At 70.7% G+C, this 20,184-nt stretch carries 21 protein-coding genes and 1 tRNA gene; 13 read left to right on the forward strand and 9 right to left on the reverse strand.

The genetic code is table 11. The features are described 5' to 3' along the window. Positions 1–13 precede the first annotated feature (13 nt). Entirely contained in the window at positions 14–1,507 is a 1,494-nt protein-coding gene (locus tag VME70_10335; protein HTW20594.1) for a diguanylate cyclase, read from the reverse strand. A 200-nt stretch (positions 1,508–1,707) separates the two neighbouring features. Here VME70_10335 and VME70_10340 point away from each other — a divergent pair, with 200 nt between their 5' ends. The 4 genes from VME70_10340 (at position 1,708) to VME70_10355 (ending at position 5,679) form a co-directional block, all read left to right on the forward strand. Further along, complete coding sequence (locus VME70_10340; protein HTW20595.1) at positions 1,708–2,898, forward strand: allantoate amidohydrolase; 1,191 nt, start codon at positions 1,708–1,710, stop codon at positions 2,896–2,898. After that, a complete protein-coding gene (locus VME70_10345; protein ID HTW20596.1) occupies positions 2,895–4,208 on the forward strand; it encodes a formimidoylglutamate deiminase in 1,314 nt (437 codons plus the stop codon). Before VME70_10340 ends, VME70_10345 begins: the two co-directional genes overlap by 4 nt. A 45-nt stretch (positions 4,209–4,253) precedes the next feature. Further along, positions 4,254–5,126 carry an LLM class F420-dependent oxidoreductase gene (locus VME70_10350; GenBank protein ID HTW20597.1) on the forward strand — a complete coding sequence of 291 codons (873 nt, stop codon included), beginning with the start codon at positions 4,254–4,256 and terminating at the stop codon, positions 5,124–5,126. Positions 5,127–5,193: 67 nt separating this feature from the next. Further along, entirely contained in the window at positions 5,194–5,679 is a 486-nt protein-coding gene (locus VME70_10355) for a hypothetical protein (GenBank protein ID HTW20598.1), read from the forward strand. Positions 5,680–5,704: 25 nt separating this feature from the next. On the opposite strand, the gene VME70_10360 is transcribed toward VME70_10355, so the two are convergent. After that, a complete protein-coding gene (locus VME70_10360) occupies positions 5,705–6,481 on the reverse strand; it encodes a DUF6424 family protein (protein ID HTW20599.1) in 777 nt (258 codons plus the stop codon). A gap of 56 nt (positions 6,482–6,537) precedes the next feature. After that, the gene (locus tag VME70_10365; GenBank protein ID HTW20600.1) at positions 6,538–7,041 is read right to left on the reverse strand and encodes a hypothetical protein; all 504 of its coding nucleotides are present in this window, start codon (positions 7,039–7,041) and stop codon (positions 6,538–6,540) included. 138 nt (positions 7,042–7,179) lie between these two features. Between VME70_10365 and VME70_10370 the strand changes: the two genes are divergently transcribed. Continuing rightward, the gene (locus tag VME70_10370; GenBank protein ID HTW20601.1) at positions 7,180–7,818 is read left to right on the forward strand and encodes a hypothetical protein; all 639 of its coding nucleotides are present in this window, start codon (positions 7,180–7,182) and stop codon (positions 7,816–7,818) included. A gap of 21 nt (positions 7,819–7,839) precedes the next feature. Here VME70_10370 and VME70_10375 read toward each other — a convergent pair. Continuing rightward, positions 7,840–7,925 (reverse strand) — tRNA-Leu (locus VME70_10375). Positions 7,926–7,972: 47 nt separating this feature from the next. Next, on the reverse strand, positions 7,973–9,061 hold the full coding sequence (locus tag VME70_10380) for a lytic transglycosylase domain-containing protein (GenBank protein ID HTW20602.1): 1,089 nt from the start codon (positions 9,059–9,061) through the stop codon (positions 7,973–7,975). Between the two features lie 86 nt (positions 9,062–9,147). On the opposite strand from VME70_10380, the gene VME70_10385 reads away from it, so the two are divergent. Both VME70_10385 and VME70_10390 read left to right on the forward strand, forming a co-directional pair. Next, the gene (locus tag VME70_10385; protein ID HTW20603.1) at positions 9,148–10,173 is read left to right on the forward strand and encodes a hypothetical protein; all 1,026 of its coding nucleotides are present in this window, start codon (positions 9,148–9,150) and stop codon (positions 10,171–10,173) included. 25 nt (positions 10,174–10,198) lie between these two features. Next, positions 10,199–11,506: a M20/M25/M40 family metallo-hydrolase gene (locus VME70_10390; GenBank protein HTW20604.1), complete on the forward strand. Its 1,308-nt coding sequence runs from the start codon at positions 10,199–10,201 to the stop codon at positions 11,504–11,506. Here VME70_10390 and VME70_10395 read toward each other — a convergent pair. From VME70_10395 to VME70_10405, 3 genes are read right to left on the reverse strand one after another with little or no spacing between them, the layout of a single operon-like run. Then, a complete protein-coding gene (locus tag VME70_10395; GenBank protein ID HTW20605.1) occupies positions 11,481–11,690 on the reverse strand; it encodes a DUF5703 family protein in 210 nt (69 codons plus the stop codon). The two genes, VME70_10390 and VME70_10395, sit on opposite strands and share 26 nt — an antisense overlap. Before the next feature lie 49 nt (positions 11,691–11,739). Further along, entirely contained in the window at positions 11,740–13,614 is a 1,875-nt protein-coding gene (locus VME70_10400; protein HTW20606.1) for an AAA family ATPase, read from the reverse strand. A gap of 28 nt (positions 13,615–13,642) precedes the next feature. Next, the gene (locus VME70_10405; protein ID HTW20607.1) at positions 13,643–14,626 is read right to left on the reverse strand and encodes an aldo/keto reductase; all 984 of its coding nucleotides are present in this window, start codon (positions 14,624–14,626) and stop codon (positions 13,643–13,645) included. Between the two features lie 80 nt (positions 14,627–14,706). Between VME70_10405 and VME70_10410 the strand changes: the two genes are divergently transcribed. The 5 genes from VME70_10410 to mshC are packed head-to-tail and all read left to right on the forward strand — an operon-like array spanning position 14,707 to position 19,064. Then, positions 14,707–15,756, forward strand: a complete 1,050-nt coding sequence (locus VME70_10410) for an LLM class F420-dependent oxidoreductase (GenBank protein ID HTW20608.1) — start codon at positions 14,707–14,709, stop codon at positions 15,754–15,756. Positions 15,757–15,790: 34 nt separating this feature from the next. Further along, a complete protein-coding gene (locus VME70_10415; GenBank protein ID HTW20609.1) occupies positions 15,791–16,486 on the forward strand; it encodes a histidine phosphatase family protein in 696 nt (231 codons plus the stop codon). A gap of 9 nt (positions 16,487–16,495) precedes the next feature. Then, a complete protein-coding gene (locus VME70_10420) occupies positions 16,496–17,059 on the forward strand; it encodes a DUF3090 family protein (GenBank protein ID HTW20610.1) in 564 nt (187 codons plus the stop codon). An 11-nt stretch (positions 17,060–17,070) separates the two neighbouring features. Beyond that, positions 17,071–17,808 (forward strand): SCO1664 family protein, encoded by a 738-nt coding sequence (locus tag VME70_10425; GenBank protein ID HTW20611.1) that lies wholly within the window; start codon positions 17,071–17,073, stop codon positions 17,806–17,808. A 35-nt stretch (positions 17,809–17,843) separates the two neighbouring features. Continuing rightward, positions 17,844–19,064, forward strand: a complete 1,221-nt coding sequence (mshC, locus tag VME70_10430) for a cysteine--1-D-myo-inosityl 2-amino-2-deoxy-alpha-D-glucopyranoside ligase (GenBank protein ID HTW20612.1) — start codon at positions 17,844–17,846, stop codon at positions 19,062–19,064. Positions 19,065–19,067: 3 nt separating this feature from the next. Here the strand turns inward: mshC and VME70_10435 are convergent, their stop codons facing one another. Continuing rightward, positions 19,068–19,907: a PAC2 family protein gene (locus VME70_10435; GenBank protein HTW20613.1), complete on the reverse strand. Its 840-nt coding sequence runs from the start codon at positions 19,905–19,907 to the stop codon at positions 19,068–19,070. A gap of 93 nt (positions 19,908–20,000) precedes the next feature. On the opposite strand from VME70_10435, the gene VME70_10440 reads away from it, so the two are divergent. Beyond that, a partial coding sequence (locus VME70_10440) for a homocysteine S-methyltransferase family protein (protein HTW20614.1) occupies positions 20,001–20,184 on the forward strand: 184 nt, incomplete at its 3' end.

Here is a 20,184-nt window from a genome sequence, read left to right on the forward strand (position 1 = left end):
AGCTCGGGTGCGACTACGCGCAGGGGTTCGCCTGGTCGCCGGCGCTGCGCTCGGAGGACTTCACCCGGTACATCGCCTCGTCCGCGGCTCGCAGCACCGCGAGCCCGCTCGGGGTGGACGCCGTGATCGCCTCGAGCCCGGTGCTGACACCGAGTGAGTAGCCGATCACGTCGAACGGACGCGAGAAGGCCTCCGAGATTCGCGCGCTGAGCATCTTCGCGCTCTCAGGGGTGAGGTCCTCGGCGAGCACCACGAACTCGTCGCCGCCGAGGCGAGCGACGGTGTCTCTCGAGCGCACCTGCTCGACCAGCCGGCCGGCTGCCTGCTGGAGTACCGAGTCACCCACCAGATGCCCGAAGGTGTCATTGACCGCCTTGAACCCGTCCAGGTCGCAGAACAGCACTGTCGTCGTACGCCCATGACGCTGGGCGCGTGAGACGGCGGCGTCCAGGCGCTGGAGCAGCAACCGGCGATTCGGCAGGCCGGTCAGCGGATCGTGGCTGGCTTGGTGTTGCAGGTCGGCCTCGCGCTGGCGCCGGTCGCTGATGTCCTCACTGTGGATGAGCAGGAAGCGCGAGCGCGCATCGCCGGGGTCGATCACGGTGGCCGTGAGGCACACCCAGATCTGCTGGTCGTCGGCCCGAAGGAATCGGCACTCGAGGCGGAAGTCGCTGAGGGCTCCGTCCCTTGCCTGTTCGAGCGCGGTGCGCAGGGCGCCGGCATCCTCGGCCGCGATCAGCGCGTCGATCGGGCACTGGATCAGCTCCGGGCTGGAGTAGCCGAGCACCCGGCCGAAGGCGTCGTTCGCGCGCTGGAACCGGCCGAGCTCGGCCGGGTTGAGGCTGACCAGCGCCATGCCGGTCGCCGAGCCGTCGAAGGAGAAGCGGAACGCCGCCTCGCTTGCCGCCAGCCGGGCCTGCTCGCGTTGCAGGTCCTCGCGCTCGGCGTGTACCTGCTCGGTGAGCCGCGCGCTGGAGATCGCGATTCCGGCCTGCAGCGCGAGGGCCTCGAGCAGCTCTCGCTGGATCAGGTCCGGGAGCTGACCGCTGTCGGGCACGTCGACGCTCAACAGGCCGACCAGCTCGCCGCCCGGAGCGGTGAGCTGTGCGAACAGCAGGTCGAGCGGGTGCCAGGCGTCGGGGTCGTCGCTGATCGGCAGGTCTGGGATCCAGACGTTCGAGCGCGGCGTGGTCGCCCGCTGGTGCGGGATGAAGCGCAGGGTTCCCCATTCGTCCGCCCGCGACATCTCGGCGAAGACCTCTTCCTTGCCCATCGAGGTGCCCAGCAGCTCGCGCGCGGCCTCCTCCGAGCCGGCCACCGCGACGACCTCGAACGAGCCGTCCGGGCGCCGCAGGTTGACCGCCGCGACGCCGAAGCCGAGGTACTCCACCACTGCGTTCGCGATCGCATCCAGGGTGTCCGCCAGGCGCGAGCCCGCGTGGATCCGCGCGCCCAGCCCCGACAGCACGGCGACCAGGTCGCGCTCGGAGGACAGGACGCGGCTCATGCCCTAGAACATCGGCACGGCGCGCAACGAGGTGCAGCATCGCCGGCGCCTCGCCGGTGCCGAGCCCGCGCGCCAGATCAGGCCGTTCTAGGGCAGACCGGACAATCCGTCGACCCGCGCCGGGCCCAACCCGGCGGTGCCGTACGGTATCCCGCGTGACCGGCGACGCCCCCGACATCGGACGCTCGGGCCGCTAGCCGATGGGGTTCGACGAGCTCTGGTCGGCGCTCGATCCGGTCGGCAGGGATCCGCGAACCGGTGGCTACCGGCGGTACGCGTGGACCGACCAGGATCAGGAGCTTCGCGAATGGTTCGCCGCCGAGTGCGGCGCGAGAGGGCTCGACCTGACCGTCGATCGGGCCGGCAACCAATGGGCGTGGTGGGGCGACCCCGACCAGGCTGCCCGCGCCGGCCGGCCTGGAGTCGTCACGGGCTCGCACCTGGACTCGGTGCCGGACGGCGGTGCCTACGACGGACCGCTGGGCGTCGTCTCCGGTCTGCTGGCGATCGACACCTTGCGCGCCAAGCGCTTCGAGCCCACGCGGCCGATCGGCGTCGCGTGCTTCTCCGACGAGGAGGGCGCCCGATTCGGGGTTGCCTGTGTCGGTTCGCGGCTGGTTACCGGCGCGCTCGAGCCGGACCGCGCCCGGGCGCTTGCGGATGACGACGGCACCAGCCTGGCCGATGCGATGGCTCGAGCCGGCCAGCGGCCGGACGCGGTCGGGCGCGACGACGAAGCCCTGGCCCGGGTCGGCTGCTTCGTCGAGCTGCACGTCGAGCAAGGACGGGATCTCGTCGACCGGGACCGCAGCGTCGGCGTCGCCTCGGCGATCCTTCCCCACGGGCGATGGCGGCTCGACCTGGTCGGCGAGGCAAACCATGCCGGCACGACCCGGCTCGCAGACCGCAAGGACCCGATGCTCGCGCTCGCCGCAGTCGTCGCGACTGCCCGGCGGGAGGCCGAGCAGCGCGGTTGTCTCGCGACGGTCGGCAAGGTCGTGGTCGACCCGAACGGTGTCAATGCGATCCCCTCCCGTGTGACGGCGTGGCTGGATGCGAGGGGCGAGGACGTCGACCAGGTGCGCGCGCTGGTCGAGCACGTCGGGCGGGCCGCAGGTGTGCGCGCCACCGAGGAGTCGTTCACCTCCGCGACCCGCTTCGATCCCTCGCTTGCCGAGCGGCTCGCGCAGCATCTGCAGGATGCGCCCATCCTCGCTACCGGGGCCGGACACGACGCCGGCATCCTCGCTGCGGCCGGCATCCCGTCCGCGATGCTGTTCGTGCGCAACCCCAGCGGGGTCTCGCACTCACCGAGCGAGCATGCCGAACGCACCGACTGCCTGGCAGGCATCGACGCACTGGCGGCCGTAGTGGAGGATCTGGCCCGATGAAGTGGTTCGCGCAGTGCGCCTGGCTGCCAACCGGCGTCGCCCGCGACGTGCTGATCGAAGCCGATCAGGGCCGCCTCACGGCGATCGAGCCCGGGGGTGCTCCCGGCGATGCGAGCCGGCTGCCGGGCATCGTCGTACCTGGATTCGCCAACGGTCACAGCCATGCCTTCCACCGCGCGCTGCGCGGGCGAACCCAAGCCGGCGGCGGCACCTTCTGGACCTGGCGCGAGGCGATGTACTCGGTCGCCGGCCGGTTGGACCCCGACTCCTACCTGGCGCTCGCCCGCGCGACGTACGCCGAGATGGTGCTGTCCGGTATCACCAGCGTGGGGGAGTTCCACTACCTGCACCACGCGCCCGGAGGCGAGCGGTACGCCGAAGAGAACGTGATGGCCGAGGCGCTGCGCCAGGCGGCCTCGGACGCGGGCATCCGGATGACCCTGCTCGACACCTGTTACCTCACCGGCGGACTCGAGGCCGGCGGGCACAAGCCCCTCGCCGGGCCACAACTGCGATTCAGCGACGGGGATGTCGGGCGCTGGGCGGAGCGGGTCGAGCAACTGGCCGAGTCGGACGGGATGCGGGTAGGGGTCGCGATCCACTCCGTGCGTGCGGTGCCGAGAGCGTCACTGGGTGCGGTGAGCTTCGTGGCCGCCGGCCGGCCGTTACACGCACATGTGTCGGAGCAACCGGCCGAGAACGCGGCCTGCCAGGCCTATTACGGAGCGACCGCCACCACGCTCCTCGACGACGAAGGTGCGCTCGGCCCGACGACCACGGCCGTACACGCCACCCACCTCACCGACGGCGACGTCGAGTTGCTCGGGCACGCCCGAACCACGATCTGCTTCTGCCCGACCACCGAGCGCGACCTGGCGGACGGGATCGGTCCGGCGACTCGGCTGCGTGCGGCCGGCTGCCCGATCACGGTCGGCACCGACCAGCATGCGATGACCGACCTGCTCGAAGAGGCCCGGGCGCTCGAGATGGACGAGCGGCTGGCAAGCGGCGAGCGCGGACGGTTCACCCCCGCCGAGCTTCTGACCGCCATGACCGGGCACGCCGCCGTCGGCTGGCCCGAGGCCGGCCGGCTCGAGGTCGGCGCCGCGGCAGATCTCGTCGCGGTCCGGCTGGACACGGTACGCACCGCAGGCTGTGCTCCCGAGCAGGCACTGCTCGCCGCCACCGCCGCCGACGTCGACACAGTCATCGTCGCGGGCCGTCCGGTCGTCGAAGGGGGCGCCCACCGGCTGGGCGACGTCGCCGCGCTGCTCGCCGCATCGATCGAGCCGATGTGGGTAGGTGGCTGAGCGGGCATAACGTGGCCCGGAGATCGTCGACGAAGCGGGCAGCGAATGAACCTCGGCGTACACGTGTCGAACTTCACCTGGTCGGGTGGGCCGGCGGAGCTCGCGCGCGACCTGACCAACGTCGCGATTGCCGCCGAGGACAACGGCTTCCACAAGCTCAGCGTGATGGACCACATGTGGCAGATCGGTCACATCGGCCCGCCGGAGCACGAGATGCTCGAGGCCTACACGACGCTCGGCTATCTCGCCGCGCGTACGTCGAAGATCGACCTGCTCGCCTGGGTGACAGCGGTGGTCTACCGCGAGCCCGGCCTGCTCGCGAAGGCGGTGACGACGCTCGACGTGCTGTCCGAGGGCCGGGCGTACCTGGGCATCGGCGCTGCCTGGTTCGAGGACGAGGCCCGCGGGCTCGGCCTGACCTTCCCATCGACCTCGGAGCGTTTCGAGCGGCTCGAGGAGGCGCTGCAGATCTGCCTGCAGATGTGGAGCGACGACGACGGCCCGTACGACGGCAAGCATTACCGGCTGGCCCGGACGCTCTGCTCACCGCAGCCGCTGCGCCGGCCGCATCCTCCGATCATGATCGGCGGCAGCGGCGAGCGAAAGACGCTGCGGCTGGTCGCGCAATACGCCCAGGCGTGCAACCTCTTCATGTCGCCGGACCTGCCGCACAAGCTCGACGTCCTCCGCGCCCACTGCGAGACGGTCGGTCGCGACTACGACGAGATCGAGAAGACGGTCATGGGACCGCTCGACCCGGGGCCGGACGGGTCGAAGGTCGACGGCCTGCTCACCAGCTTGCGCGAGCTCGCCGCGCTCGGTATCACCCACTACCACGGCTCGGTACCCGAGGTCGCAACGCTCAAGCCGCTCGAACTGCTGGGCGACCAGGTGGTGCCGGTGGTCGCCGAGTTCTGAAAAAAGGTCCGCCGACTACTCCGGATGCCACACACGGGCACTCATCCGGCAATAACCTGGTCTGAGCATGAGGCTCTACCACCAGACCAACAATCCGACCGCGGTCCTGCCCGGAGCGCCTGCCGAGTACGACGACGTCGAGCTCGTGCTGTCCCGTACCAGTGCCCGGTCGAAGGACGCTGACGTCGTCATCCGGATCGAGCTGCCTGATGCCGATATCGATCGGCTGGCCTCGCATGGTGCGGGGCGGTGGATCACTACCAACGCCGAGCTGCGCAGGCTGGGCGCCGAGGTCGACTGCGCGTCCGAGGCCGACCGCGAGCGGGCCTCGGTCTACGAGCTGGCGGTGGAGCGCCGCAAGACCGTTCAGACCATCCTTCGACTCCGGCAGTACATCGACCACGCCGAGGACCGGCCGGAGGCCTCCCGGTACACGCTGATGCTGCGCGCCCACCAGGACGTGCTCACCGATCTCGACAACGCGATCGAGGAGGGCGCTCGCCGGTACGGCGTGCGGCACCTCGACTCCTATCAGCATCAGCTGAGCGCCTGACCGACTGAGCGTCGCGCCCGACGGGTCAGCTCTGCGTCGCCGGCGTCTGGTTCTTGAACGCCGCTTGGGCCAGCGGATGGTCGGCATCGAGCACGAGTGGCTTACCCGCGTCAGCAGCCGCCTCCGCCTGGGCATGGATCGGTGCGTTCGCAGCGGACCACAGCACCGAGACCCGCCCATCTCCGCTTCCGCGGCGGGAAACCGGCGCGACGGCGACCTCGGCGCCGTTCGTGTCGTTCACGAACAAGGTGAAGTCGTCCTGCTTGAAGGTCGTGATGTCGATGATCGGCTTCGGGTAGTGGTGGTAGCCGGAGCCGGCCATGAGGACGCCCGTGTGCAGCTCGGCAGGAAGCGGTACGCACGCGTTGAACAACCCGTCAGTCCATGCCTGGACACCGTTCGCGTCGACGATCGGCGTCGTCAGCAAGGTCTCGGCGTCGGCGTACCCGAGGGCGGCGTAGCCGGGCAGGGTCTGCGGGAAGCCGGCGCAGAGCCGGGCGGCGTACTGACGGAGCAGGTCGACCTTCGCCGGATCGGCGCAGAACTGCGCGGACCACTCGATTCCCGCCAGGCCGAGGAGCAGCAACCAGCCGGTGTCGTCCTTGACCCAGACCCCGCCGCCGTGGTGGTCCTGGTACGGCGGGTCGCCGAAGAACCAGGGTTGGGTCTGAGCGACCAGCTTGATCATCGCGGCCCGGCTGGCCCGGTACGCAGGGGTGTCCTCGCGCTCGGGGTGGTCGCCGACGTCAATGGTCCAGGGGTGGTCTTCTGACTCGGTGTGCACACCGCTCGATCCGGTCATGGCAGCCTCCTGACTGCCAGGCACCGTAGCCGCGGCGCGCAAGCCGCGCTAGCGGGTCAGTAGCCGTAGCCTCCGCCACCGCCGCTGCTGCTCGAGGAGCTGCTCGGCGCGGGTGCCGGGGTGCCGGACCCGGTGATCGGGTTGCCGCTCGCGTTCAGCGCCCACCAGGTGCCCCAGGTGTCCTTCTCGCCCTGGCCGTGCGTCTGGCCCGGCGCCGAGTCGTTCGTGAACGTGAAGGCAGGATGGCCGTTGATCACGACCTGGCTGCCGCCCTTCATCACCGGCGGCCAGAACGCCTGGCAGGAGGCGTCGCATTTCTGGTTGCTGGCGGTGTCGCCGACGAGCTCGTAGATCGTGAGGCCCTTCGAGTCGACCAGCACCTTGCCGAGGCTGGTCGAGTGGGTCTGCAGGCTGGCCGGCGCGACATTCGTGCCCGGCGCAATCGTCGACCCGCCGCCACCACCGCCGCTCCCGCCGCTGCTGCTGCTCCCACACGCGGCCGCGGTCAGGGCGAGCGCGGCGAGCGCCGCCCCCGTGCCCCACTTGCCGATGCTGTTCACGGTCATCTCCTACCCGTCTGTCACTGACCGCGGTTGCTGCGGCCCCACCCCTCTCACGGACCGGCAGGCACCGCGGTTCGACCGGGCACGGGCAAGCATGGCGAGGTCGTTCTGCGCGCTCTCGCCTAGCCTTTTCCCGTGGCGGCGGACTGGGTGACCATCTCCTCGCTCGCGACCGCGGGCGGGACGTTGGTGCTGGCGCTCGCCACCTTCTCGTCGACTCGCTCGGCCAACCGAGCAGCCCGGGTCGCCGAGGAGTCGCTGCTCGCCGGCATCAGGCCGCTTCTGGTGCCATCCCGGCTCGAGGACGCTGCGCTCAAGGTCGGCTTCGCGGACGGTCACTGGGCGTATGTGCAGGGCTCGTCAGGGACGGCCGAGGTGACCAATGACGCGATCTACCTCACGATGTCCTTGCGCAACGTCGGCACCGGCGTCGCCGTCATGCACGGCTGGCGGCTCGAGCCCGACGCCAGTCCCGCGGACCTGCGACGGCCCGAGCTCTCGTCGTTTCGGCGACTCACTCGTGACCTCTACCTCGGCCCCGGCGACATCGGCTTCTGGCAAGGGGCGATCAGGGAGCCGACCGAGCCGGACTTTCTCGCCGCCCGTAAGGAGATCGAGGCCCGAGAGCGCATCGTCATCTCGCTCCTCTACGGCGACCTGCACGGCGGCCAGCGGATGATCAGCTTGTTCTCGTTGCTTCCGCGGGCGGCGGACGACGGCTGGCTTGCCACGATCGGACGGCACTGGAACGTCGACCGGCCGGATCCGCGCTGAGGATCAGGCGGTGCCGTTGAGTGGGCAAGGGGGGACTTGAACCCCCACGTCCGTTAATAGGACACCAGCACCTCAAGCTGGCGCGTCTGCCATTCCGCCACTTGCCCTTTGACCGGCCCGGCGAGTCTATAGGAGGGCAACCGAGCGGCCGGGCCTACTTGTACGCGACCGCGTACATGCTCGCGAGCTTCAGCACCATGTCGAGGTACCAGACCGCGTGGTTGTAGTGCAGGATCGCCCCGTTCAGTGCGCCCGCGCCACGACCGGCGCCGTTCGCGCAGAGGTAGTGCGCGGCGGTGTAGATCGCGTCGGCGGGGTTCATGATGTTCTTCACGCCGTCGTGGTTGCCGTCCACGGCGTACGCCGCGAACGTCGCCGGCAAGAACTGCATCGGCCCCATGGCGCCCGCCGAAGACGTCGAGTCGTTGCGGCCGTGCCCACTCTCGACCTGACCGATCGCGGCGAGCACGGTCCAGGACAGCCCGGGGCAGGTCGTCGCCGCGCCGCGGTAGAGCGCGAGGAAGTGGGCGGACGGCGGCAGGATGTGCAGGCCGGCAATGCTCCGGTTCGTGATCGACGCGAAGTTCGAGCTCGCGGCGGCAAGTGCTGCTTCCGCGGCACGAACCGCGGCCAGCTGCTTGTCGGCGTGGCGCAGCAGCGCGGACTCCTCGGAGAGCAGGAGCTCGACCCGGTCGGCGGCGGCGGCGACCCCGCGCTCGGTGCCGATCTTGATGTGCTCGCGGTGCAGCGCCGCGTTGGCCGCCTGCAGCGCCTGTTGGGCCTGCGACGCGGCTGCATGGACGGTCGTGACCTGTGCATCGATCGCGCGCGAGGCCAGCTCGTTGCTGTCGAACAGGTTGGTGATGCTGCCCGACTTCAGCAGCGACGCATCGGCAGCCAGCGTGCCGCCCGACTCGTAGAGGGCCTGGATCCGGCTGACCAGCGAGGCTTGCGCGGCATCGGCCTGACCGGAGAGGTCGGCGCTGCGCTGATCGGCGCTGATCGATGCGTTCACGCTGTCCTCGACGGCGCCGAAGGCCGCCGCGTAGCGGTGCTCCGCCGCGATCGCCTTCTTCTGCAGCCCGTGCACCTTCTTGAGCAGGGTCTGGACCTGTGCGCTGAGCTGACCCGAGGTCTCGGCCTGGGCCGGAGTGAGCACCAGGGGCCCGGCCGCGAAGACGCCGGCGGCGAGCATCGCGACTCCGGCGACGAGCGCGCGGCGACGCGTCGTGAAGGACCTCACCAAGGGGAATTCGGCTGAACGGCGGCACTACTGAAGCCAGCCGGCGAGTACCGTCAAAGCAGGGGCTCGACGGAGAAAGGCGACAAATGGGACGGCGGCCGGGCGCTTTCGCTGCGTTGCTGGCCGCAGCCGCCGTCGGCCTCGCCGCCTGCGGGAGCACGGGCGGGCTGGCCTCGGTCAGCACCGATCCGGGCGGCACCAACAACCCACACCAGGCACCGGCCGCCGAGCTGTCCAGCGCCGTCACCAACCTCGGCGCGGGCACTGCGCTCACCCTGACCGCGTCGGCGGTCGCCCCGGCCCGGCTGCTCGATCGGTACGGCCTGAAGGTGCTGGCCGGTGCCCGGCTTTCGGTCGAGCTGGTCGCCCCCAAGGGCAAGACGGTCGGCGACCTGAACGCTGCGAACGGGTCCTCGGCTTCGGTTGACCTGACGTTGCGTGCCGGCACCACGACGTACGTCGAGCTGCGCAGCATCGATCAGATGCTGTACCTGCGGGTCGACGTCAAGGACCTGCTGGCCGCAGTCGGGGACTCCGCGCGGTACGACGCGCTGGTCGCCAAGGCCGACGCGCTGTCCGACTTCGCTAAGGCGCTGGTCGGCGGGAAGTGGGTGTCCCTCCCACTCGCGTCGCTGAGCATGTTGCCTTTGCAGCGCTCGATTGGCTTCAACCCCCTTGCCGCTCTGCATGGCCTGCTCACCGACGGCGGGCACGTGACGCGAACCGCCACGGGTTCGACCGACCGGCTGGTCCTGCGCGAGCAGGTATCGGCGTTCGCCGCCGAGCTCCGCGTCTTGATGCATTCGTTCGCACCGCACCGACCCGCCCGGCTGCCCCGCCTACACGGGATCGCACACAGGTCGGTCACGTTGGATGCCGCGGTTCGTGAGGGCGCGCTCAGCTCGCTCACGGTGAACCTCGACCAGCTGGCACCGCATGCCCGCGTGGCCTGGCCGCTGACCGTCACCTTCGCGCGAAGCGGACCGGCAGTCATCAAGCCGTCGGGAGCGGTCGCGCCGGACCTCCCCGGCCTGCTCGGTCTCGCGAACCTCTTCGGCCAGGGCGGTGGCAACGGGATGAGCGGGCTGCTCGGCGGGTTGACCAGCAGCTGAGCCGGGAATCACCGGATACGGTGCAGTGGTGAGTGAGAGTGGCTTGACCGAGGCCGCCGAGGCAGAGGTCGTCGAGATCTGCCGGTCGCTGATCAGGATCGACTCATCGAACCCGACCAGCAACGAACGCAAGGTGGCGGAGTGGGTCGCCGAGCAGCTGACCGACGCCGGCCTCTCTCCACAGGTCCACGAGTCGGAGCCCGGCCGGGCGAGCGTCGTGGCGCGGTGGCCGGGTGCCGACTCGAGTCGTGAAGCGCTGCTCATCCACGGCCATCTTGACGTCGTACCGGCGAACGCCGACGACTGGCAGGTCGACCCGTTCGCCGCGGAGGTCCGCGACGGGTGCATTTGGGGGCGCGGCGCGGTCGACATGAAGGACATGGACGCGATGACGCTCGCCGTCCTTCGCGACTGGGTTCGCCAGGGCAAGCGGCCCCCACGCGACATCGTCCTCGCCTTCGTCGCGGACGAGGAGGCAGGCGGCGTGTACGGCGCGCACTTCCTCGTCGATCATCATGCGGATCTGTTCGAGGGCTGCACAGAGGCCGTCAGCGAGGTGGGCGGCTACTCGATGACGATCGGCGGCCGCCGGCTCTACGCGATTCAGACCGCGGAGAAAGGCATCGCCTGGCTGCGGCTGGTGGCCAAGGGGCGAGCGGGGCACGGCTCGATGCTCAATGACGACAATGCTGTGACCGCGGTTGCGGAGGCAGTGGCCCGGGTCGGTCGGCACAGCTTCCCGATCGAGCTCGGCCCGACCGTCACCGAGTTCCTCAAAGAGATCTGTGCGGCGCTGGAAATCGACTTCGACGAGAACGACGTCGAAAGCGCGCTCGACAAGCTCGGCCCGCTCGCGAAGATGATCGGCGCGACCGTCCGGCACACCGTCAATCCGACGATGCTCGAGGCCGGCTACAAGCAGAACGTCATCCCCGGCGTCGCCTACGCCTACCTCGACGGCCGCTACCTGCCCGGCGGCGAGGACCAATTCATGGCGGAGATCTCTCGCCTGGCGGGGCCGGAGGTCGCGGTCGAGATCGTGCAGCGCCAGATCGCCTACGAGACGACCTTCGACGGCGACCTGGTCGCGGCGATGTCGGCCGCCGTACTCGCGGAGGACCCCGACGGCCGCGTCGTGCCGTACTGCATGTCCGGTGGCACGGACGCGAAGTCCTTCTCGGAGCTGGGGATTCGATGCTTCGGTTTCTCGCCGCTGAAGCTCCCGGCCGACCTCGACTTCATGGGGCTGTTCCATGGCGTCGACGAGCGCGTGCCGATCGACGGCCTGCAGTTCGGCGTCCGCGCGCTCAGCCGCTTTCTCGCGACCTGCTGACGAGGGTGGACCGCACCCGCAAGATCGGGCGGCGCAACACGATCCTGCGGCGGCCGTCGGGGTAGAGCCGGAGCCGGGCGAGCTCCCAGCGGCCGTACTCTGCGGCATCGGTCAGCAACCGCCGCGCCACGTTGCGCGAGACATGGCGCGGCAGATCCATCCGCTGGTACTCGTAGTCGACCACTGCGGCCACCGTAGCGCGCGGCGCCCGGCGTACCCATCGCCTTGCCGGGCTATCCCTGTTCGCGCAGGAGGGTCGCGAGCCGAGTTCGTCTCGGCCGCGCGCCTACCTCGCGAACGCCGTGCGTCAGCGCGGTGCCGGCCGCATGCACGACCGAGAGGTGGCGCTGCGCGCGGGTGAGCGCGGTGTAGACCAGCGGCCGGGACAGCATCCCGCTCGCCTCCGGCGGGAACACCGCGACGATGGCCGCCCACTCGGATCCCTGCGCCCGATGGACGGTCAATGCCCAGCCGTGCACCAGGTCGCCCAGCAGCTTGGCGGGCACGGCGACCGGACCGGCGCCGAAGTCGACCTGCAGCGCACCGTCGGCCACGTCGCCGACGACCCCGACCTCGCCATTGGCGAAGCCGTCGTCGAGATGGTTGGCGGTCGCCACGACGCGGTCGCCGGCGTCGAATGCGCCGAGCGTGCCGGTGCCGGGGTTGAGGGCGGCCTTCAGCGCCGCGTTGAGCGCAACCGTGCCGGCCGCCCCGCGATGGACGGGCGTCACGACCTGGATCTCACTCGCGGGGATCCCGAGCGCGCGCGGAATCGAATCCGTGACCAGCTGTTGGACCCGCCGGGCGGCGTCGCCACTGCCCTCGGCAGGTACGACGACGACCTCCCGGGTCGGGTCGTCGACCGCCGGAAGCTCGCCACGACGCACGGCGGAGGCCACCCTTGCGATCGAGCCACCTTCGGCCTGGCGATGCAGCGTCGTGAGCTCGGTCGCGGGGACCGCTCCCGCGTCGAGGACGTCGCCGAGCACCCGGCCGGGCCCGATCGACGGAAGCTGCGCGGGATCGCCGACCAGCAGCAGGTGCGTGGTATCGGCACACGCGGCGACGAGCGCCGCCGCCAGCTCCACGTCGAGCATCGACGCCTCGTCGACCACGACGACGTCGGCGTCGAGCGGCCAACCCTCGCCGCGGACGAAGTCCCCGGTTCGGGCCCGGGCGCCGAGCAGGCGGTGCAGGGTCGACGCGGGTTCGCCGGTGAGCTCCTCGAGCCGCTTCGCCGCCCGCCCGGTCGGCGCCGCGAGGGCGATCCGTTTGCCGCGCTTGCGGCTCAGCTCGACGAGTGCACGAACGGTCCGGCTCTTGCCCGTGCCCGGGCCGCCGTGCAGGACGCTTACGCCGTGCGCGGCGACCGTTCTGATCGCGGCGTGCTGCGCAGGGTCGAGCTCGTCGGCAACGGCCGCGAGATCCGAGTCGTCCGCGATCGGCTGTGCAGTTGCCACGAGCCGCAGCAACCCCTCGGCGACGGTGTCCTCGGCGACCGCGTAGCGGAGCAGGGCGATTGCCGGCGCCGCGTCCGGCTCGGCCTCCACGGCGTCGTACGCGACGACGGAGCCCTCATCCACCGCCGCCGCGATCGCCTGGGTCGGCTCAGGGATGTCGACCCCTGCCAGCGCCGCGATCGCGGTCGGCTCCGGCATCAGGGTGTGGCCGTCCCGGGCTGCGCGGCCCAGCGCCCACGCGGTGACGGCACGACCGCGCCGCGGATCCTCCTTGGTGGGACGCTCGTCGAGCGTCGCGATCGCGAAGCGGTCGGCCTCGCGCACCTCGACGCCGGGAACGCCGAGCAGCCGCCACGGGTCGCTGCGCAGCTCGTCGGGAGCCGCCCGCCCGTAGAGGTCGACCGCACCGAACGCGAGCCGAGCCGGCAGTCCCGCGGCAAACAGCAGTTCGGCAACCGCCAGTCGCGGACGTGCGTCGTCGAAGGCGCGGACCAGGCGCTGTGCCTTGGCGGCGGTCGTGATCGCGGTGAGCGCCTCGGGCGTCACGTCGTCGGGACCGTTGATGTGCGCGGCCGGGAGCTGGGCGGACAGCTTCCCGAGACCAGGCCACAGGCCGGCCGCACAGAACGCCTCGAACGCCGTATCCACCTGGGCGAGCGTAGGTGGTGATCCGGACTCAGGAACCGAGTGCCGCCGGCCCCTCGGGATAACCCATGACCGGCGTCGAAATGTCGTCGAGCGCCCGGCGGATCTCGTCCGGCAGCACGGTGGCCTCGGCTTCGAGCGATGCCTTCAGCTGACCCGCGGTGCGGGCACCAACGATCGGCGCGACGACGCCGGGACGGTCACGGACCCAGGCGAGTGACACGGCGAGCGGGGAGACCCCGAGCCCGTCCGCGGCGGTGAGGACCGCCCCGACGATGCGGCTGGCCCGCTCGTCGAGGTACGGCGTGACGAACCGGTTGTAGTCGGCGGTCGTCGCGCGCGACTCGGCCGGGGTGCCGCCCTGGTACTTGCCGGTCAGCACCCCGCGCCCGAGCGGAGACCAGGGCAGGATCCCGATCCATAGGTTGAGGGCGGCCGGGACGACCTCGCGCTCGATCCCGCGCTCGAGCAGCGAGTACTCGACCTGGGTCGAGGCGATCGTCGCGCGACCCGGCCAGGCGCGCTGCCACGCGGCCGCCTTTGCGGTCTGCCAGCCCGTGTAGTTGCTGATCCCGACATATCTCGTGCGGCCGGACGCCACCGCCGAGTCGAGCGCGCCGAGCGTTTCCTCGAGCGGCGTGCGCGGATCCCACGAATGCATCTGCCACAGGTCGACGTGATCGGTGTTCAGCCGCTTCAGCGATGCGTCGAGCGCATCGAGCAGGTGCCGGCGGGAGGCGTCGCGGTCGCGGTCTCCGCCGCGAACGCTGACCGCCTTCGTGGCGATGACGAGGTCTTCGCGGTTGACGACCGTGCCCAGCAGCCGGCCGAGGATTGCCTCGCTCTCGCCCTCGGCGTAGACGTCGGCGGTGTCGACCAGCGTGCCGCCGGCCTCGACAAAGGCAGCCAGCTGGTTCGAGGCGTCGTCCTCATCGGTGTCGCGCCCCCAGCCCATCGTGCCGAGCGCGAGGTGTGAGACGTAGAGACCGGTGCTGCCGAGCCGCCGCTGTTTCATGGCCGGAGGGTATCCGCGGCACCGACGGGCATCGACCCGCGACACGGCCGCGGCCGGAACCGCCTCAGTAGGCTGCGCGAATGCGACTCGGACTGAACCTCGGCTACTGGGGCCTGGTGAGCGACGCGGACAACGTCGGGTTGGTCCAGGAGGCCGAGCGGCTCGGCTTCAGCTGTGTGTGGACCGCTGAGGCCTACGGGAGCGATGCCGCAACGGTCCTGACCTGGATCGCCGCGCACACGACGACGATCGACCTCGGCAGCGCGATCTTCCAGATCCCCGGCCGTACGCCGGCGATGACCGCCATGACGGCCGCGACGATCGACACCTTGTCGGGCGGCCGGTTCCGGCTCGGCCTCGGGGTCTCCGGCCCACAGGTCTCCGAGGGCTGGCACGGCGTACGGTTCGACAAGCCGCTCGGCCGGACCCGGGAGTACATCGACATCGTCCGCCTCGCGCTGTCGCGGGAACGGGTGGCCTACGACGGCGAGCACTTCACGCTCCCGCTGCCGGACGGCCCGGGCAAGGCCCTGAAGATGATCATCCATCCGGTCCGCGAGTACATGCCGATCTACCTGGCCGCGATCGGGCCGAAGAACCTCGAGCTCGCGGGGGAGAAGTGCGACGGCTGGCTGGCGATCTTCTACGACCCGCAGTTCGCTCCCGAGCTGGTCGCGTCGATCGACGCGGGCAGGGCCAACGCGGGTCGTACCGATGCTCCGTTCGACATCGCACCGACCATGCCGGTGATCGTCGGGGACGACATCGGCGAAGCCGCCGGCCCGGCCCGCGGCTTTGCCGCGCTCTACATCGGCGGCATGGGCTCCCGGGAGCAGAACTTCTACAACCGGCTCGCCGCCCGGATGGGCTTCGAGGCCGAGGCGGCCACGATCCAGGACCTGTACCTCGACCGCAAGTACGACGAGGCGGCCGCCGCGGTGCCGTTGGAGTTCATTGATCGGACCTCCCTGCTCGGGCCGGTCGAGCGGATCGCTGACGGGATGCAGGCACTCGCCGCCTCCGGCGTCACGACCCTCAACATCAGCTGCTACGGCGCTACCCAGGACGACCGGATCGCGACCGTCCGGGCTGCTGCGCAGGCACTCGACAAGTCCGGCGTCGGCGAGTAGCCGGCGGCGACGCGCACGATGACGCGATGACGCGATGACCACGGTTCTGCTGGTCCGGCACGGCGTGACGGACGCCAACAACAGCGGGGTGCTGGCCGGCTGGACGGCCGGCGTGAGCCTCACCGACAAGGGTCGCGAGCAGGTCGGCGCCCTCGCGGCCCGCCTGGCCGGCGTACCGATCACCGCGATCGTCTCCAGCCCGTTGCCGCGCTGCCGCGAGACCGCGGACCTGCTGGCCGGCGGCCGTGAGCTCGAGGTCGACCTCGACGAGCGGCTCGGTGAGGTCCGCTACGGCGACTGGGAGGGCCAGTCGCTGAAGACCCTTGCCAAAGACCCGCTTTGGAAGGTCGTGCAGAGCCATGCCAGCGCGGCACGCTTCCCTGGTGGCGAGGCCCTGCGCGAGACCCAGGACCGCGCGGTGGATGCGATCCGCAGCCGTAACCTCGCGCTCGGCGACGGCGCGACCTGGATCGCGGTCAGTCACGGGGACGTCATCAAGGCGGTCCTCGCCGACGCGCTGGGCATGCACCTCGACGCGTTTCAGCGGATCCAGGTTGACCCGGCCTCGGTGTCCGTCGTGCGCTACACCACGCTGCGCCCGTTCGTCCTGCGGATGAACGACACCGGTGGCGCGGTCGCCGACCTGATGCCCCCCAAACGCCGCGGCGGCCGCCGGCGCAGACCGAGCTCGGACGCCGCCGTCGGCGGCGGCGCCGGGGCCGCGACATAGGGTGATCGCGTGGCTGGTCGGGAGTTCGCGTTCGACCCGCCGGACCGATTCGTAGCCGGCACGGTGGGCCAACCCGGCGAGCGCACCTTCTACCTTCAGGCGACCGGTCACGGTCGAACGATCTCGGTCGCGCTCGAGAAGCTGCAGGTATCCGCCCTGGCCGAGCGCCTCGACGAGCTGCTCGACGAGGTACGCCGCCGGCAGGGCGCCGCGTCGGTCGTCCCCGCTGTCCCACCACCGCAGCTCGAGGACGTCGAGCCGCTCGAGGTGCCGGTGGAAGAGGAGTTCCGGGTCGGAACCCTTGCCCTCGCCTGGGACGAGGACGACGCCCTCGTGATCATCGAGGCGCAGTCCGATCGTGGCGAGGAGGACGAGGACGTCGCGCCCTCGGATGTGGAGACCAACGCCGACATGCTGCGGGTGCGACTGTCGCCGGCGGTCGCTCGCGCGTTCGCGAAGCGCGCGCTGAGGGTTGTCGCCGCCGGCCGGCCGCCCTGCCCGCTGTGCGGCAACCCGCTCGATCCGGAGGGCCACATCTGCCCGCGGCAGAACGGTCATCTACACGCCGGGTGACACTGGAAGCGATGACTGAGTCCATCGGCCAGATCGACCTCGAAGGTGCGCTGGCGTTGCTACGCGCCGGCGAGCTGGAGGTCGAGGGCCGGCTGATCGATGCGTCCAACGCGACACTGTTCTGCACCGTGACGTGCGACGGCGTGACGGCGGCGTGCGTCTACAAGCCGGTCGCGGGAGAGCGGCCGCTGTGGGACTTCCCGGACGGGACCCTCGCGGCGCGCGAGGTGGCGGCGTTCGAGGTGTCGAGCGCGACCGGGTGGGACATCGTGCCGCCCACGGTGCTGCGCGACGGGCCCTACGGCATCGGCATGTGCCAGCTGTGGATCGATGTCGACGAGGACGTCGACCTCGGGGTGCTGGCGCGCAGCGGCGTCGAGCCGCTGCGGCGGATGGCGGTGTTCGACGCGGTGGTCAACAACGCCGACCGCAAGGGCGGTCACCTGCTGCCGCTGCCCGACGGTCACGTGTACGGCGTGGACCACGGCGTCTGCTTCTCGGTCGAGGACAAGCTGCGCACCTTGCTGTGGGGATGGCAGGGCAAGCGGCTCACCGACGAGGCGCTCGACGTCCTTGCGGCGCTCAAGGCGGATCTGGACGGCTCCGGCCGGCTGGCCCGCATCCTGCGCGAGCTGCTCAGCCGTGACGAGGTGTGGGCCACCGAGCGCCGGATCGACCGGCTGCTGTCCACCCGCCGGCACCCGGTCCCGCACGGCGACTGGCCGCCCGTGCCCTGGCCGCCGTTCTAGCGGGTTCGCCGTCCCCGGGCGCATAGGCTCTGCGCGTGCGCTCCTGGACCTCGCCGACCGTGCCGCGAATCCCGGGGGAGGCTTCCGACCAGCCGATCCTGGTGCATGACTCCTCGACCGCACGGCTGACCGAGATCGGCACCGGGCAGGGCGAGATCTCGATGTACGTGTGCGGCATCACGCCGTACGACGCCACTCATCTCGGCCATGCCGCGACCTACCTGCTCTTCGATGAGCTCTACCGGACCTGCCTCGACGCGGGCAAGCACGTGCGCTACGTACAGAACGTCACCGACGTCGACGACCCGCTGCTCGAGCGTGCGGTGCAGACCGGCGAGGACTGGACCGTGATCGCCGAGCGCGAGACCGAGTTGTTCCGCGAGGACATGACCGCGCTTCGGGTCATCGCGCCCGACGCCTACATCGGTGCGGTCGAAGCGATTCCCGACATCGTGTCCGCGGTGGCGGCGCTGCGCGACCGGGGTGCGGCGTACGACGTCGACGGCGACATCTATTTCTCGGTCGCGGCAGCGCCGGACTTCGGCACGGTGTCGAGGCTTCCGATCGCCGAGATGATCCGGCTGTCGGGCGAGCGAGGCGGCGATCCTGACCGGCCGGGCAAGAAGGATCCGCTCGACCCGTTGCTGTGGAAGGCGGAGCGGCCGGGCGAGCCGGCATGGGACACCGCCCTCGGCCACGGCCGCCCTGGCTGGCACATCGAATGCACGGCGATTGCGACCACTCACCTCGGTCCCACGATCGACGTCCAGGGCGGCGGAGACGACCTGGTGTTCCCTCACCACGAGATGTCCGCCGCGCACGCGGAGGTGGCCTCGGGACGACATCCGTTCGCGCACGCGTACGTGCATCAGGCGCTGGTGGGCTACGACGGCGAGAAGATGTCGAAGTCGCGCGGCAACCTCGTGCTGGTCTCCGCGCTCCGGCGCCGGGGCGTCGATCCGATGGCGATCCGGATCGCGCTGCTGCGGCACCCGCACACGACCGCCTGGGAGTGGCACGACGAGGAGATCGAGGCGGCGACCGCGAAGCTGACGTCGTGGCGCGAGGCTTTCTCGCGCCCGTCGGCATCACCCGCCGCCGAGCTCGTGCGCCGGCTACGCCACGCGCTCCGGGACGGGCAGGACACCTCGGCAGCCGTGGATGCGGTCGACGCATGGGTGGCGGCCGGCGGGGCCGACCGGGCCGCACCTGTAGATGCCGCGACCGCTGTCGATGCGCTGCTCGGGATCGTCTGAGCGCTACAACGTGTCGTCGCGGCGGCGCAGGTAGCGCTCGAACGCCTTGGCGATCGCCTCGCCGCTGGCCTCGGGGAGCTCGGCGGCGTCATCGCGCCGTTCGAGCGAGGCGATGTAGTCTGCAATCTCGCCGTCCTCCCGGGCGAGCTCGTCGACGCCGTTCTCCCAGGCCAGCGACTGCTCCGGCAGGTCCGCGAGCGGGATGGCGATGTCGAGCGCGTCCTCCACCCGATGCAGCAGAGTCAGCGTGGCCTTCGGGCACGGCGGCTGCGCGACGTAGTGCGGGACGCTCGCCCAGTACGTGACGACCATCCGGCCGGTCTCGGACAACGACTGGTGGAACACGCTGACGACACCTGTGGGTCCCTCGTACCGCGACCGCGAGAGCCCGAGCGACACCGCGGTCGCCTCGTCGGACGCCGAGCCGTTGATGTCGATCGGACGGGTGTGAGGAACGTCGGCGAGCAGCGCAGCCAGGCAGACCACCCGGTCGACGTTGAGCTCGTCCGCGAACTCGGTCAGCTCCTCGCAGAACGCCCGCCAGCGCATGTTCGGCTCGAGCCCGCGGACCAGCACGACCTCGGTGTCGCCGACGGTTGCCAGGCCCAGCCGAGTGGTGGGCCAGTCGATCCGCCGCGAGACACCGTCGACCAGCCGAACCGTCGGACGGTTGACCTGGTAGTCGTAGTAGTCCTCGGGGTCGATCGCGGCGAACGGCGTCGCTGCCCACTCGCGCTCGAGGTGCTCGATGGCGTTGGTCGCGGCATCCGCGGCGTCGTTCCATCCTTCGAACGCAGCGATCATCATCCGGGGTCGGTCGCCGGGAACGCGTTCGACAGCCACCCGGCCAGCGTATGCCGGGTCCGCGCCGGTGCCGTTCCGGCGAGCACCTAAATCGACCGGGCCGGCTGCCCCTCGTCGATAGACTGGCCCGAAATGGCTGGCACCTCGCAGCGCCTCTCACCTGCCGCACTGCTTCAGGCTCTGCAGGAGCGGGTGCTTGTCGCGGACGGCGCGATGGGCACGATGCTGCAGAGCTTCGATCTGACCCTCGACGACTTCGAGGGGCACGAGGGCTGCAACGAGATTCTCAATCTCACCCGGCCGGACGTGGTCCGCG

Source organism: Mycobacteriales bacterium (genome assembly GCA_035504215.1).
In the GTDB taxonomy this organism is placed as follows: Bacteria; Actinomycetota; Actinomycetes; order JAFAQI01; family JAFAQI01; genus DATAUK01.